We start from the raw sequence: 14,746 nt of genomic DNA on the forward strand, positions 1-14,746 counted from the left end.
GCGGACCATCACCGCAGATACGGCAGTCGTATCGACTTACAAGTGAGGACACGGCGTGGAGTTCGAGGTCACCATCGAGATCCCCAAGGGACAGCGCAACAAGTACGAGGTCGATCACGAAACCGGCCGTGTGAAGCTGGACCGCTACCTCTACACCTCGTTCGGCTACCCCGCCGACTACGGCTACATCGAGAACACCCTCGGCGAGGACGGCGACCCGCTGGACTGCATGGTGCTGCTGCCCGAGTCGGTGTTCCCCGGCGTCATCGTCGAGGCCCGCCCGGTGGGCATGTTCAAGATGGTCGACGAGGCCGGGGGCGACGACAAGGTCCTCGCCGTGCCCGCGGGCGATCCGCGCTGGGACCACGTCAAGGACATCAGCGACGTCTCGCAGTTCGAACTGGACGCCATCAAGCACTTCTTCGTGCACTACAAGGACCTCGAGCCGGGCAAGCACGTCGAGGCCGCGGACTGGGTCGGCCGCGCCGAGGCCGAGGCCGAGGTCTCCGCGTCGATCGAGCGCCTGAAGGCCGACGGCGGGCACTGACACCACGCATCGTTCGGGCTCCGCGGCCGCCGGCTGCGGAGCCCGAACGCGTTCTCACACGCCCTGCTCGATCGCGTCCCGGACCTCGGCGAGCCGATCGAGCAGGCGCGGGCGGAGCCGGGCGTCCACCCGCGCCGACCACGACTGCAGCGGGCGCGGCAACCGCATGACGAAGTGCTGCCGCAGGAGACATCCCCCCGGGGTGGACTCGATCCGGTAGTCGAGGTGACCGGTGAACCAGGCGCTCCGGAAGTCCATCCCGAGCAGCTCCGGCTCCTCGATCGCGGTCACGACGCTGTCGACGGACATCCACCAGCCCGGCGCGAGCCGCACCCGCTCGTGCCACCGGGTGCCCTCGGCGGTCGGACCGAGTGGAGATTTGCTCATCCGGACGCCCGTGCGCGCCGGTGCACCCACGTGTTCCTGAACGTCGGCGAGCAGCGCGAACGCCGCACCGGGCGGTCGGCGCACCGGGATCATGAGCCGGAAATCCATTGTGGCCCCATGACTTTCGTCGACAGGCGGCGGCCCGCCCCGGCGCCGTCGGGCATGCCGCTCGGCCCGGTCCCGGATGCCGAGCAGCATCCGCCGGGACATCACGAAGTCCCCCGCGTCCATGAGGGCGGCCCAGCCGACAGCGAACGGCGACGGAGGGATGCGGAATCGCACGCGATGCACCAGCCGGCTACGGCCGGGACCGTCCGGGCGCAGCACCAGCGCGGCGGTGACCGTGCCACCGTCGTGCGAGTGGGCATACACGAGCGAACGTCCGGGGTCGATCGACTCCACCCGGAAGGCGGCCGGAGAACCCGCGACGAGCCGGACGGGGTCGCCGACCTCGAGCCGCTGCAGTTCGGGCCGGATCTCGCCGGCGCTCGGCTTCCCGCCGTTGTCGACGAGGTCGTAGCTGTACCAGCCGGCACGGTCCCCCGCCCCCATCTGGACCAGCCAGGGCCACACGTCCTCGGGGTCGGCCGCGATCGACACCGCACGGGTCGCCGACCAGTGCGGACCGGGCACGATCTCGTCCCCCGGAACCCGCTGAGCCACTTCGGTCCTGGTCGCACCCCAGCGCAGCTGCCACGGCCGATAGACCGCCAGATACAACAGTGGGACGACCGGCACCAGCCGGCCGCCCCACGTCAGGGCCGGATGCCGTCGCACCCGTCCATCCTCTACCGCCCCCGGAACTCCGGGGGCCGCTTCTCGAAGACTGCCGTGATGGCCTCGGTCAGGTCCTCCGACGGCAGGAACGCCGCGTTCCAGGCCGCCACGTAGCGCAGGCTGTCGTCGACGCGCGCCGAGCGGCTGTGGTCGAGGACGTCCTTGATGCCGTGCACGACCAGCGGCGGGTTCGCCGCGATCTCGGCGGCGGTGGCCTGCGCGGCCGCCAGAACGGCGTCGGCGTCGGCGAAGACGTCGTTGACCAGACCGATCTTCTCCGCACGTGCCGCGTCGATGTCCTTGCCGGTGAGGGCGAGTTCGCGCAGGTGCCCGTCGCCGATGATCAGCGGCAGGCGGGCGAGGCTACCCACGTCGGCGACCATCCCGACCTTGACCTCGCGGACGCTGAACTTCGCGTCGGCACTGGCGTAGCGGATGTCGGCCGCCGAGATCAGGTCCACGCCGCCGCCGATGCACCAGCCCTGCACGGCCGCGACGACCGGCTTGCGGCAGTCCGCGACCGCGGTGATCGCCGCCTGCATCCGCTTGACCATCTCGTGGAACTCGGTGCGCGGGGCGGCCAGCGCCTTGTCGGCGAGGACCTTGCCCAGGTCGCCGCTCATGGCGGGCAGGTCGAGGCCGAAGGAGAAGTGCTTGCCGGCGCCGGCGAGCACGACGGCGCGCACGTCCGGATCGGCGTCGAGCTCGCCGAACAGCACGGGCAGCTCGGTCCAGAAGTCGGGACCCATCGCGTTGCCCTTGCCGGGCCCGACCAGCGTGACGCGGGCGACGTGGTCGGCGACGTCGACGGTGAACGCTTTCCAGCGGGAATCTGCAGTCATTACTCAACAGTAATGTCTGCGCTTCGGACGGCCGACGAGGGCCGCTCGTTACAGCCTCGAAAATTCCCTGCTACCCCACTGGTGACCGCCGCGAACCGGACGGATCCTGAGGACACGAACGGTCCGACTCGCAAAGGAGCGACTGCCATGTTGATGCATCAGGGCATCGGTCTGGGCGCCTTCAATGCCCTGTCCCGGCGGGGCGCCACCCACGCGCTGTACGAGTGTTGCGCGTCGCTGACCTGGGCCCAGTCGGTGGCGGCCGGGCGACCCTACGCGAGCTACTCGGAACTGTTCGCCCGAGCCGACGCCGCCCTGTTCTCGCTGGGCGACGCGGAGATCGCGGAGGCCCTCGACTGCCACCCGGTGGTGGGACGCCGGCGCGGCAGCACCGCCTCGCGGCTCGAGCAGTGCTCGCTGTGGGACGAGGACGAGGCGTTGATGACCGCGATCACGGCCGCGGCGGCCGCCTACGAGGAGCGCTTCGGCTACCGCTACCTGTGGTGCCCCCAGGGACGCGGGCCGGGGGAACTGCTGACGGATCTTCACCACCGCCTCGCGCACGAACCCGAGGCGGAGCGCAAAGCGTGCACGGAGGAACTGGCCAAGATCACCCGTACCCGGCTCGAGCGCATGCTCGGACCGGAGGACGGCTTTCCCCTGTATTGACCGCCGACTGCGGGCAGCCCTGTCGATCGGGGCCACGGACGGCGGTGGGCTCCTAGGCTGGAACCATGTCCGGGACACTGCATCCGAATGCCGCTCGGGTGGCCGACACGCTCATCGCGCGCGGTCATCACGGGCTGATCACAACCCAGCCGGAGTCGGTGCACACCGCGGAGCAGGCGGCGGCCGCACTCGGGGTCGACGTGGGTGCGATCGTCAAGTCGCTGGTGTTCCTGCTCGACGACGAACCGGTGCTGCTGCTGGTCTCGGGTGCGCATCGGGTGAACCCGGAACGGACGGGCAAACGCCTCGGTGGTGCGCTCGTTGCGGCGCCCCCGGACGTGGTCACCGAGGTCACCGGGCAGCCCGTCGGCGGGGTGGCACCGCTCGGGCATCCGACGAACCTGACCACGTACGTCGACACCGCCCTGGCCGCTTTCCCCGAGCTGTGGGCCTCCGGCGGGCATCCGCGCACGCTGTTCCGCACGACGTTCCGCGAGCTGATGCGCATCACGGCGGCCGTCGACGTCGACGTCGACTAGACCTGCCGGCTCGACCGGCGGGCAGTGCCTGTCCGGCGGTCCGCCCGGGAATCGGTCAGCTGCACTGCGCGGCGCCGGCGGTGGACTCCACCAGGCCCGGACGGGTCTCGGGCGACGGTCCCCACAGGCCGTCGGTCTTGGCGTAGGTCCAGCCGGGACCGGCGTCGACGAGCCCGCGCAGCGCGTCGAGCAGGCGGTCCACGTCGGCGGACGAACTGCCGAGCCCCAGGGAGGCGCGCACCGCACCGCCGGGCAGGCCGACCCGCGCGAGCAGCGGGTGTGCGCAGAACCGGCCGTCGCGCACACCGATTCCGTGCTCGGCGGACAGGTACGACGCCACCTCGCCGGGTTCGAATCCGGAGACCGTGAAGGTGACGATGCCGACCGAGTCCGGCGAGTCGCTCCACAGCCGCAGGATCTCCACGCCGTCGAGGTCGCGCAGCCCGCCGAGGAGGCGCCGGCACAGCGCCTCCTCGTGCTCGGCGACGGCGTCGGCGTCGAAACCGGCGAGCGCGTCGCACGCCGCGGCGAGGGCCGCGACGCCGAGCACGTTCGGCGTGCCGGCCTCGTGCCGCGCCGGGGCGCACGCCCATTCGGTGTGACCGAGACGCACTTCGCGGACCGCACCGCCCCCTGCGAGATACGGTTCCGCGACGTCGAGCCAGTCCCGGCGTCCGACCAGAGTGCCGGCACCGAACGGGGCGTAGAGCTTGTGACCCGAGAACGCGAGGTAGTCGACGCCGAGAGCGGTGAGGTCGATCCGCCGGTGCGGCACCAATTGCGCTCCGTCGACGAGGATCCGGGCGCCGCAGGCGTGCGCCACGTCGGCGAGTTCGGCGATCGGGAGGACCTCGCCGGTCACGTTGGAGGCGCCGGTGACGGCGAGCAGCGCGGCGGGCTTGCTGCACAGCTCGGCGACGAGCCGGCGGACCGTCTCGGCGACGGTGTCCGCGGCCTCGACGACGCGGGCGTTCTTCCAGGGCAACAGGTTTGCGTGGTGCTCGACGTCGAGCACCACGACGTCGCCGGGTACGGCTCCGGCCAGGAGGTTGAGGGAGTCGGTGGTGTTGCGGGTGAACACCACCACCTGATCGTCTGCGGCGCACACGAATCGGGCCACCGACTCACGAGCCTGCTCGTAGCTCGAGGTGGAGATCCGGGAGGCGTAACCGGCACCGCGGTGCACACTGGCGTAGTACGGCAGGAGCTCGGCGATCCGCTCGGTGACCGCTTCGAGGGCGGGCGCGCTCGCCGCGTAGTCGAAGTTGGCGTAGGTGCAGGTACCACCCTGGACCAGGGGTACCTGCAGGTCACATCCGGTGACCCGGGCGAACGGGGCGATGCAGGTGTCGGCGGTCAGTACGGCAGCAGTCATGACGTTCCCTCGTCGTTCAGGGATTCGCCGGTGGTCGCCTCGTCGCCCGAGTGCGATCACGGTCCGAATCCGCGCTTGCCGTGTCCGGTGTGGAAACACGGCCTGGTCGTCACCCGGAGCACCCCACCGCGGAGGAGGGTTGCCGACCAGCTAGCCGGGGCTTGTCGCTGGTTCTCGTGACCTGCCGAAGAGGATTGCAGGAGCGCGCACGGATGTCAAACCGGAATCGCGGCGGCCGTCGTCCCGCAAACGGAAGTTTCAGGGAGATAAGGTTTTTCGAGCAGAGTCGGACGCCGCGCCGCGGAGCGCGACGTCGGGTCGAGCGGGAGATTCCACCGATGGAGTGGGCACCGACACACCCGATGTTCACCCTCCGTCCATCTGACCGTGAGATAACCGGACGAACGCATCACCAGGCCGAGAGAAGGACATGCGATTGCCTGCCCAGCCCACGACGGATCCGGATCGGTCGTATCGCATCCCCGAGGAGTTCGTTCGCTCCTCCCACGCCCCGGCCCCCCGCACCCTCGTCGACATCCTGCGGGCCACCGCCGACACCCACCCGGACGCCCCGGCCGTCGACGACGGCACCGTGACTCTCAGCTACACCGAACTCGTCGAGGAGGTCATCGCCTGCTCGTACCGGCTCGCCGACGCGGGAGTCGGCGCCGGTGACCGCGTCGGCGTGCGCATGCCGTCCGGCTCCAAGGACCTGTACGTGATGATCCTGGGCATCCTCGCGGCCGGCGCGGCCTACGTGCCGGTGGACGCGGACGACCCCGACGAACGCGCCGAACTCGTGTTCGGGGAGGCGATGGTCACCGCCGTCGTCACCGCCGACGGCATCGGCCCGGGCACCGCGCCGCCGTCGCCCGCGCCACAGCTGCGCGGCCCGCGCCTCGACGACGCCGCCTGGATCATCTTCACCTCCGGCTCCACCGGCACCCCCAAGGGCGTCGCGGTCAGCCATCGCAGCGCCGCCGCCTTCGTCGACGCCGAGGCCCGGCTGTTCCTGCGCGAGAACCCGATCGGGCCCGGCGACCGCGTACTGGCCGGACTGTCGGTCGCCTTCGACGCCTCCTGTGAGGAGATGTGGCTGGCGTGGCGGCACGGCGCGTGCCTCGTGCCGGCGCCCCGCTCGCTCGTGCGGTCCGGGATGGACCTCGGGCCGTGGCTGGTCTCCCGCGACATCAGCGTCGTCTCCACCGTCCCCACCCTCGCGGCGATGTGGCCCGCCGAGGCGCTCGAAGCGGTGCGGCTGTTGATCTTCGGTGGCGAGGCCTGCCCGCCGGACCTCGCCGAGCGACTGGCCGTGCCCGGTCGCGAGGTGTGGAACACCTACGGGCCGACCGAGGCCACCGTCGTCGCATGCGCGGCAACCATGGACGGCAAGGGCCCGATCCGCATCGGCCTGCCGCTCGACGGCTGGGACCTCGCCGTGGTGGACGCCGACGGCCGGCCCGTGCCCGAGGGCGGTACCGGCGAACTCGTCATCGGCGGCGTCGGACTGGCTCGCTACCTCGACCCGGCCAAGGACGCCGAGAAATACGCACCCATGCCCACCCTCGGCTGGGACCGCGCGTACCGCAGCGGCGACCTGGTCACCCTCGACCGCAAGGGCCTGCTGTTCCAGGGACGCGCCGACGATCAGGTCAAGATCGGCGGTCGGCGCATCGAGCTCGGCGAGGTCGACAACGCTCTGCAGAACCTGCCCGGCGTCGCCGGCGGCGCGGCCGCCGTGCGCAAGACCACGGCCGGGCACTCGATCCTCGTCGGGTACATCGCCAGCACCGACCCGGAGTTCGACCTCGCCTCCGCGCGCGACCTGCTCGGCGAGCAGTTGCCCGCGGCCCTGGTGCCGCGGCTGGCGCTGGTGGACGAGCTGCCCACCCGCACCTCCGGCAAGGTGGACCGCAACGCGCTGCCGTGGCCGCTGCCCGGCGCCGAGGCCGACTCCGCCGAGGCCCTGGGTCTCGACCCGACCGCCGAGTGGGTCGCCGGACTGTGGGTGTCGATCCTCGGCACCCCGATCGAGAGCATCGACGACGACTTCTTCGAACTGGGCGGCGGCTCCCTCTCCGCGGCCCAGCTGGTGACCGCCCTGCGCGAGCGCTACCCCGCGATGACCGTCGCCGAACTGTACGACCATCCGCGGCTCGGCTCGCTGGCCGGGTACCTCGACGACCTCGCGCCGTCCGCGGTGGTCGCGCCGCGGCAGGTGGCCCCCGTCCCACGCCGGACGCAGCTGCTGCAGCTGGCCATCACGGTGCCGCTCACCACCCTGACCGGACTGCAATGGGTGACATGGCTGGCGACGGCGAACAACGTCTTCGCGCTGTTCGTCGACCTGCCGTGGCTCGCGGCGGTGTCGTGGTGGTGGGTGGCGCTCGGCATCCTGCTGTTCCTGACCCCGCTCGGCCGGATGTCCGTCGCCGTCGCCGGGACGCGGCTGCTGCTGCGCAACCTGGAACCGGGCACCTATCCGAGGGGCGGCAGCGAACACCTGCGGCTGTGGACGGCGCTGCGGCTGTCGGAGGCCAGCGGCGCGGTGAACCTGTCCGGGGCGCCGTGGATGCTGTATTACGCCCGCGCCCTCGGCGCGAAGGTCGGTCAGGGCGTCGACCTGCACAGCCTGCCGCCGGTGACCGGCATGCTCGAACTCGGCGACGGCTGTTCCGTCGAACCCGAGGTCGACCTGTCCGGCCACTGGGTCGACGGCGACGAGGTCCACATCGGCACCATCCGGATCGGCGCCGGCGCCACCGTCGGTGCCCGCTCGACGCTCGCCCCGGGCGCCAAGATCGGCAAGAACGCCGAGGTCGAGGCCGGCTCCGCCGTCTTCGGCCGGGTCAAGGCCGGCCAGCACTGGGCGGGCTCCCCTGCGCGGAAGGTCGGCAAGGCCGTACATCCGTGGCCCGACGAGCCGCCGCGCCGCGCCGCGTGGTGGGTGCCGGTCTTCGGCCTCACGTCGGTGGCGCTGGCCTCGCTGCCGATCGTCTCGATCGCCGCCGGCCTCACGCTGGTCGGATGGTGGATCCGCGACACCGCCGACCTGACCGACGCGTTGCTCCGCAGCGCAGCGATCCTGCCGGTGGCCGCACTGTTGACCCTGTTCGTGTTCGCCGCGCTCACGGTGCTGTCGGTGCGCGCCCTGTCCCTCGGCATGATCGAGGGCCACCACCCCGTCCGCAGCCGCGTCGGCTGGCAGGTGTGGGCGACCGAGCGCCTGATGGACAGCTCGCGCACGTTCCTGTTCCCGCTCTACGCCTCGATGCTCACCCCCGGCTGGCTGCGGCTGCTCGGCGCCGACATCGGCAAGGACGTCGAAGCCTCCACCGTGCTGATGGTGCCCAAGTTCACCCGCGTCGCCGACGGCGCCTTCCTCGCCGACGACACCATGGTCGCCAGCTACGAACTCGGTGGCGGCTGGCTGTACATCTCCCGGGCCAAGGTCGGCAAGCGCGCGTTCCTCGGCAACTCGGGCATGGCCGCCCCCGGGCGCCGGGTGCCCAAGTACGGGCTCGTCGCCGTGCTCTCCGCTGCCCCGTCGAAGGCCAAGTCGGGTTCCTCGTGGCTGGGCAGCCCACCGGTGCGGCTGCGCCGCGCCGCGAACGACGGCGACTCGAGCCGCACGTTCGCGCCCCCGCTGCGGCTCCGGGTGGCACGCGGCTTCGTCGAGACCTTCCGCCTGCTCCCCATGATCGTCACGTTCGGCATCGGCCTCGGCGTCCTGTTCGCCCTGCAGGCGCTGGCCGGCGCGGCGGGATACGGCCCGGCCGCGGCGCTGAGCGGCCTCGTGCTCATCCTTGCCGGCGCCGTGGCCGGCATCGTGTCCGTGACCGCCAAGTGGGTGGCCGTCGGGCGCATCGGCCGCGAGGAGCACCCGCTGTGGAGCTGGTTCGTGTGGCGCAACGAGGTGGCCGACACGTTCGTCGAAACCGTCGCGGCGCCGTGGTTCGCCCGGCCCGCCACCGGAACGGCCGTGATGAACCTGTGGCTGCGGGGCCTGGGCGCGAAGATCGGCCGCGGGGTGTGGTGCGAGAGCTACTGGCTGCCGGAGGCCGACCTGGTGACCCTCGGCGACGGCGCGACGGTGGAACGCGGATGTGTTGTGCAAACGCACCTGTTCCATGATCGGATCATGTCCATGGACACCGTCACGCTCGGCGCCGGCGCCACCCTCGGCCCCCAGTGCGTCGCACTGCCCGCGGCCGGAATCGGAGCCGGCGCCACCGTCGGTCCCGCCTCGCTGGTGATGCGCGGCGACGTCGTTCCGGATTCGAGCAGATGGCAAGGCAATCCGATCGCACCGTGGTCACACCCGAGCGATTGGTCCCCGCAGTGAAGCCGGGGAACGACCCGAAGAAGTCGCGCGACAACGGCAGGACCGCGAAGCCGGACGCCCCGATCGATCCGTACCTGCCGCGGAGCGGCAACCGCGGGTACCGCGTGTCGCGGTACGAGCTCGACCTGACCTACCGGGTGGTGGCCAACCGGCTCACCGGCACGGCCACCGTCATCGCCACCACCACCGACGCACGCGGCAAGTTCGCGCTCGACCTCGCACCGACGATGCGGGTGACGAAACTGTCGGTCAACGGATCCCGGCCCGCCAAGTACGCCCAGCGCGACGGCAAGCTCGTCGTCACCCCGGCCCGGAAGATTCCCGTGGGCGGGGTCCTGACGATCGTCGTCCACTATCACGGAACACCGAAACCGATCCGCAGCCCCTGGGGCGAGGTCGGCTGGGAGGAACTCGAGGAGGGGTCGCTCGTCGCGAGTCAGCCCAACGGCGCCGCATCGTGGTTCCCCTGCGACGACCATCCCGGCGCCAAGGCCAGCTACCGGATCACGGTCACCGCCGACTCGCCCTTCCAGGTGATCGCGAACGGCACGCTGGTGCGCAGGACGATGAGGGCCAGCCAGACCACCTGGGAGTACGAACAGCCGGAACCGATGGCGACCTACCTGGCCACCGTGCAGATCGGAAACTACGAGACCCGCAGGGTGTCCGACGGGCCGGTGCCCCTCTACGCGGTGCATCCCCCGCGCCTGAAGGCGAACTTCGACCGGGACTTCGGCCGGCAACCACAGATGATGGACGTCTTCTCCCGGCTCTTCGGGCCCTACCCGTTCACGCACTACAGCGTCGTCGTCACCGCGGACGAGCTCGAGATCCCGATCGAGGCGCAGACCCTGTCGATCTTCGGCGCGAACCACTGCGACGGCAGCCGCGGCGAGGAGCGGCTCGTCGCGCACGAGCTCGCCCACCAGTGGTTCGGCAACAGCCTCACCCTGTCGCGGTGGCGCGACATCTGGCTGAACGAGGGCTTCGCCTGCTACGCGGAGTGGCTGTGGTCGGAGAACTCCGACGGCCCGTCGGCGCACACGATCGCCGCCGACGCGCACCGGGGGCTCGGCCGCAAACCCCAGGACCTCCTCCTCGGCGACCCGGGCCCGGAGCTGATGTTCGACGACCGCGTCTACAAGCGCGGCGCCCTGACCCTGCACGCGCTGCGCCTGCGCCTCGGCGACGAGAAGTTCTTCGCGTTGCTGCGGCAGTGGACCGCCGAGCACCGGCACGGGATCGTCACCACCGAGCAGTTCACCGATCTGGCGGCGCGGTTCGCGGATGCACCGCTGCGTCCGCTGTGGGACGCGTGGCTCGCCGAGAAGGCACTGCCGCCGATGCCCGAGCCGTGAGGCGTCAGGCGTGTGCTCGCTCCGGCAGGTGCGCCCGCCACTTGACCAGGACGAGCACCAGGCACGCGGCCGCCGCGACGGCGCCCACCACGAACATCGCCGGGTAGGTCAGGACCGGGTACGTCTGCGACAGGTACACCATGGCGGCGGGCACCGCGAAACCGAGATAGCTCAGCGAATAGAACACCGCGGTGAGCCCGGCGAGGTCGTCGGGGCCGGCGATGCGCTGCACCTCCTGCAGACCCGACACCAGCGCCATGCCGTAGCCGCACCCCAGGACGACCGCGGCCAGCAGCGCCAGCGGCACGGTCAGTGCCGCGGCCGCGACCGCCGCCGTGACCATCCCCACCACGAGCAGCGTCAGCGCCACCACCACGGCCCGGGCGTTGCGCGGGGTGTCGATCCGGCGGCCCAGCGACTGGATCGCGAAACCGGCACCGAGGGCCACGACGCACAGCAGTGCCGAGAACGCGACCGGCGCGTCGCCGCTGTGCCCGGTCATCAGCGCCGGAATGATCGCGTAGGCCGAACTCGCGGCACCGAACACCCAGGGGGCGACGGGGGCGATCACGAACAGGAAGCGGGCGTGCCCGGCCGCCGGGATCTTCAGATCCTCCCGCAGCGGAGTCCGTTCCACCTCCGGCTGCGCCGGCCGGGTCTCCGGCGTCCGGAGCAGCGCCGCACCGGCGCCGACGCTCAGCCCGATGTGCACGAGGTAGGTCAGGGCGCTCGGCATCGGCGCCCACTGCGCGAGGGCCCCCGCGACCCCGGCCCCGACCCCGAAGCCGGCGGTCAGGCTCATCGCGGCCCGTCGCGCACCGGCACCGGGAGTCGCGCGCGGATCCCAGCGCGGATCGGACAGTTCCTTCAGCCAGCTGCCGCCGACGGCCATGCCGAGACCGAGGGCGATCCCGCAGAGGATGCGACCGAGGATGAGCAGCGGCGCGGAGTCCGCCCCGAGGGCGAGCACCGCGGAACCGGCCAGGCCGACGAACGGCGCGGGCACCATGACCGGTCGCCGCCCGAGCCGGTCGGAGAGCGGGCCGCCGACGAGCAGGGCCGGCACGATGCCCAGGACGTACGCGAAGAGGAACAGGTCGACGACGACCGGCGCGAAACCGTGTTCGAGCCGGTACATCACGAGCAGCGGCGTGAACTCGTTGCCGCCCCAGGCGACGGTGAACATCGCGGCGGCCACGAGCAGCCACGTCCCGCGCGGGACCGTTTCCGTAAGTGTCGGCAGCCGACCGGGGTCGGTGGTAGTAGCGGTCACAGTCGTCCCCCTCCGAGTCCGTGCACCTCACGCATGTGCACCTGAAGCGCCTCGTCGAACGCGTCGGCATCCCCGGCGGCGACGAGATCCGCCAGGTGCGTGTGGTCGGCGATGATCTTCTGCAGCTGCGCCGGATCACGAGCGACCGAACGCGCCGTCATCCGTCGCTGGCGTTCACGCAGGCTTGCGTAGAAGTTGTCGAGGAGCGGATTGCCGCCCGCCGCGACGATGCTGCGGTGAAAGTCCGCGTCGGCGCCGCTGAAGGCGCCGACGTCCCCGCGCTCGGCCAGCTCCCGCTGGGTGTCCAGGCATTCGCGCAACGTGCGCTCGAGCCGTTCCCGCGCCTGCGGAGCCGACGCGACGGCGCGCACGGCGTGCGTTTCCAGCAGCCGTCGCGCATCGACGACGTGCTCGGCCTCCCCGTCCGCCACCGGGACGACGAGCGCGCCCCGCTTGGGGTACAGGCGCATCCAGCCCTCCGCCTCGAGCCGGAGGAAGGCCTCGCGCACCGGGGTGCGGCTGCACGACATCCGTGCGGCGATCTCCCCTTCGCTGATCAGATCCCCGCCGGGCAGCTCACCCGAGAGGATCAGCTCCTTGACCTCGCGGTAGGCCGCCTCGGCGGCTGAATACGACATAGACACAAGATGTATTTATACCGTAGGCCGACGGTGGGGCACCACGCGGCCCTGCCGGCTTGCCCAGGAGGGCAAGGTGAAAGGGAGCCATGACCGCGACCGCCTCGGGGAGCTCTTCGCGGCGGCGGCCTCGAATCCGGTGAACCCGTCCATCGCAACAGGAGAAAGCGGTCGTGGGGAGAGCGTCGAGGAGGTTCTGCGGGTCCGTCGCGACGCCCTACCTCGAGCACATGTCGGGCGCCGGAGCCACAATCGGGCTGGGCATTCGAGCGGTGCCGTAGAGAAGATCCGGCGAATGACGCGGCAGGAGCAGAGGAGTCCTCGAATGGCGAAGTACCTGATCTCGTTCCCTGGCGAGGCCATGGTGTTCCCCGAGGAGGACTTCGAGGCGGTGGTCGAAGCCTCCCATGCCGTCATCGACGAGGCCAAGGCGGCGGGCGTGTACGTCTTCGCCGGAGGGATCGATGAGGACGTAGACCCGGTGCTCGTGGCCGGTGACGGCACCGTCACCGAGGGCACGTACCCCGGCCACAAAGTGCCTAACGGCGGTTACACCGTTCTCGAGCTGCCCTCGCGGGAGGCGGCACTCGAGTGGGCCGCGAAGATCGCCGTCGCCTGCCGCTGCTCGCAAGAGGTCCGGCAGTTCCAGGACGACCCGGCCCGCTGACGAGGGCAACCCCAGCCGGAGCCGGTCGTGCGTCGCGCGCCCATAATGAAAGGCGTGCAGCAGCGCACAGGGCGGGTGACCCCGACCGGCGGCACCTCGCCGGGCGACCCGGCCACCGACGCGCCGACCAGCCCTACACCCTCAACTGCGAAGAGCAGCCGCCATACTCGGATGCACTGAAGGGAGCGTGATGAAACCACCGCCGACGTGGGGCGATCGGCTGCACGCGGTTGCGATGGGCAGCGTCGCCGGCGGCGTCGCGGCGTACTGGCTCGACTACTTCACTGCCGGACATGTCAGGTCGTCCGACGATGCCGCCTATATCGCGTTCGAGAACGCCTTTCCGGCCGCCGACGGACTGATGGCCGCGAGCTTTGCAACGAGTGCCTGGCACCTGACAAGGGGACGAGCGGTCGCCATCCCGCTCGGGATCGCGGCCGGCGGCGCGATGACATTCCTCGGGGCCATGGACACGCTGTGGAACCTCGAGCACGGCAGCTACCGGCACATGACTGCGGACATGGCGGTCGAGACCGGGATCAACATCATCTCGCTCGTGTTCGGGCCATGGACGGTTGCCCGGCTGTGGCGGCGGCGCGAGGCACTGGCAGGCTGATCGGACTGGAGAAGGTCGTCGACACGCTGCACCCGGGCAGGTAGCCGCCGGCGGTCTACGCGCCAACCCGCACCTCTCCCTGATCGACTCTCACCGACTGGGGCACCTATCGCCTGTGCTTCAGTAGGACTTGCGCCGCCACGGCTCGACGGTGAGGTGTCCTGCAACGATGACCATGGGTGCGCTCCACTCCTGTCGCCTTCGCCTCCAGCCCGCCGGGCTGTTCCGCTGAGATAGACCTCCAGGGCAGGGGAACTCGTCGTTCAGCATCCCGAACCAGCCGGCGAACACCGACACACCGCGCACAGCGGCCCGTCCCCTCATCGAGTGGAACTCGAGGAGGCAATGCCCGTGGGCTACCAGCGGTACAACCTGGTGCCTGCACCGCAATGACCGACTCTCACACGAAACGGAGCAGTTCACGGGGCCCGGTCACGGCCGTGAACGCAGGTTTCCGGAAGGGAATGGCGACGCCCCGGAAAAGACACGAAAAATGCCGGAAGCCCCCCAACGAGGTTGGGGGGCTTCCGGTAACGGGTGTTCGGCGGTGTCCTACTCTCCCACACCCTGTCGGGTGCAGTACCATCGGCGCTGGAGGGCTTAGCTTCCGGGTTCGGAATGGGACCGGGCGTTTCCCCTCCGCTATGGCCGCCGTAACTCTGTGAAACGACCCACGCACGCTGTTCGCGTGGGTCGGGGGCCGCAGGCCCACC

The 14,746-nt window shown here is 70.9% G+C and carries 12 protein-coding genes, 1 rRNA gene and 1 riboswitch; of the genes, 7 read left to right on the forward strand and 6 right to left on the reverse strand.

The features are described 5' to 3' along the window. Positions 1 to 55: 55 nt before the first annotated feature. Positions 56 to 547, forward strand: coding sequence for an inorganic diphosphatase (locus A4U64_RS21380; RefSeq protein WP_006930432.1), 492 nt, complete (start codon positions 56 to 58; stop codon positions 545 to 547). 54 nt (positions 548 to 601) lie between these two features. On the opposite strand, the gene A4U64_RS21385 is transcribed toward A4U64_RS21380, so the two are convergent. Then, positions 602 to 1,711, reverse strand: coding sequence for an SRPBCC family protein (locus A4U64_RS21385; RefSeq protein WP_050034526.1), 1,110 nt, complete (start codon positions 1,709 to 1,711; stop codon positions 602 to 604). A gap of 11 nt (positions 1,712 to 1,722) precedes the next feature. Next, on the reverse strand, positions 1,723 to 2,553 hold the full coding sequence (locus tag A4U64_RS21390; protein ID WP_006930434.1) for a crotonase/enoyl-CoA hydratase family protein: 831 nt from the start codon (positions 2,551 to 2,553) through the stop codon (positions 1,723 to 1,725). A 147-nt stretch (positions 2,554 to 2,700) separates the two neighbouring features. Here A4U64_RS21390 and A4U64_RS21395 point away from each other — a divergent pair, with 147 nt between their 5' ends. Together A4U64_RS21395 and A4U64_RS21400 are read left to right on the forward strand one after the other, a co-directional pair. Continuing rightward, positions 2,701 to 3,222: a 2-oxo-4-hydroxy-4-carboxy-5-ureidoimidazoline decarboxylase gene (locus tag A4U64_RS21395; protein WP_006930435.1), complete on the forward strand. Its 522-nt coding sequence runs from the start codon at positions 2,701 to 2,703 to the stop codon at positions 3,220 to 3,222. Positions 3,223 to 3,287: 65 nt separating this feature from the next. Beyond that, complete coding sequence (locus tag A4U64_RS21400; protein ID WP_006930436.1) at positions 3,288 to 3,761, forward strand: YbaK/EbsC family protein; 474 nt, start codon at positions 3,288 to 3,290, stop codon at positions 3,759 to 3,761. A gap of 55 nt (positions 3,762 to 3,816) precedes the next feature. Here A4U64_RS21400 and A4U64_RS21405 read toward each other — a convergent pair whose 3' ends face one another. Beyond that, complete coding sequence (locus A4U64_RS21405; RefSeq protein ID WP_065923086.1) at positions 3,817 to 5,136, reverse strand: aminotransferase class V-fold PLP-dependent enzyme; 1,320 nt, start codon at positions 5,134 to 5,136, stop codon at positions 3,817 to 3,819. A gap of 66 nt (positions 5,137 to 5,202) precedes the next feature. Then, a riboswitch (SAM riboswitch) is annotated at positions 5,203 to 5,318 on the reverse strand. Positions 5,319 to 5,566: 248 nt separating this feature from the next. On the opposite strand from A4U64_RS21405, the gene A4U64_RS21410 reads away from it, so the two are divergent. Both A4U64_RS21410 and A4U64_RS21415 read left to right on the forward strand, forming a co-directional pair. Continuing rightward, positions 5,567 to 9,481 (forward strand): Pls/PosA family non-ribosomal peptide synthetase, encoded by a 3,915-nt coding sequence (locus A4U64_RS21410; RefSeq protein WP_065923087.1) that lies wholly within the window; start codon positions 5,567 to 5,569, stop codon positions 9,479 to 9,481. Continuing rightward, positions 9,478 to 10,839 carry a M1 family metallopeptidase gene (locus tag A4U64_RS21415; protein ID WP_065923088.1) on the forward strand — a complete coding sequence of 454 codons (1,362 nt, stop codon included), beginning with the start codon at positions 9,478 to 9,480 and terminating at the stop codon, positions 10,837 to 10,839. The genes A4U64_RS21410 and A4U64_RS21415 overlap by 4 nt, the downstream gene beginning before the upstream one ends. Positions 10,840 to 10,843: 4 nt before the next feature. Here the strand turns inward: A4U64_RS21415 and A4U64_RS21420 are convergent, their stop codons facing one another. After that, positions 10,844 to 12,025, reverse strand: coding sequence for an MFS transporter (locus A4U64_RS21420; protein WP_232334207.1), 1,182 nt, complete (start codon positions 12,023 to 12,025; stop codon positions 10,844 to 10,846). Between the two features lie 83 nt (positions 12,026 to 12,108). Then, positions 12,109 to 12,750 (reverse strand): GntR family transcriptional regulator, encoded by a 642-nt coding sequence (locus tag A4U64_RS21425; protein ID WP_006930442.1) that lies wholly within the window; start codon positions 12,748 to 12,750, stop codon positions 12,109 to 12,111. Between the two features lie 325 nt (positions 12,751 to 13,075). On the opposite strand from A4U64_RS21425, the gene A4U64_RS21430 reads away from it, so the two are divergent. Together A4U64_RS21430 and A4U64_RS21435 are read left to right on the forward strand one after the other, a co-directional pair. Next, positions 13,076 to 13,417, forward strand: a complete 342-nt coding sequence (locus tag A4U64_RS21430) for a YciI family protein (protein WP_006930444.1) — start codon at positions 13,076 to 13,078, stop codon at positions 13,415 to 13,417. 190 nt (positions 13,418 to 13,607) lie between these two features. Continuing rightward, the gene (locus tag A4U64_RS21435) at positions 13,608 to 14,033 is read left to right on the forward strand and encodes a hypothetical protein (protein ID WP_006930445.1); all 426 of its coding nucleotides are present in this window, start codon (positions 13,608 to 13,610) and stop codon (positions 14,031 to 14,033) included. A 539-nt stretch (positions 14,034 to 14,572) separates the two neighbouring features. On the opposite strand, the gene rrf is transcribed toward A4U64_RS21435, so the two are convergent. Then, positions 14,573 to 14,689, reverse strand: a 5S ribosomal RNA gene (rrf, locus tag A4U64_RS21440). Positions 14,690 to 14,746: the final 57 nt, after the last annotated feature.

Origin of the sequence: Rhodococcus sp. WB1 (assembly GCF_001700945.1) — a bacterium.
In the GTDB taxonomy this organism is placed as follows: Bacteria; Actinomycetota; Actinomycetes; order Mycobacteriales; family Mycobacteriaceae; genus Rhodococcus; species Rhodococcus aetherivorans.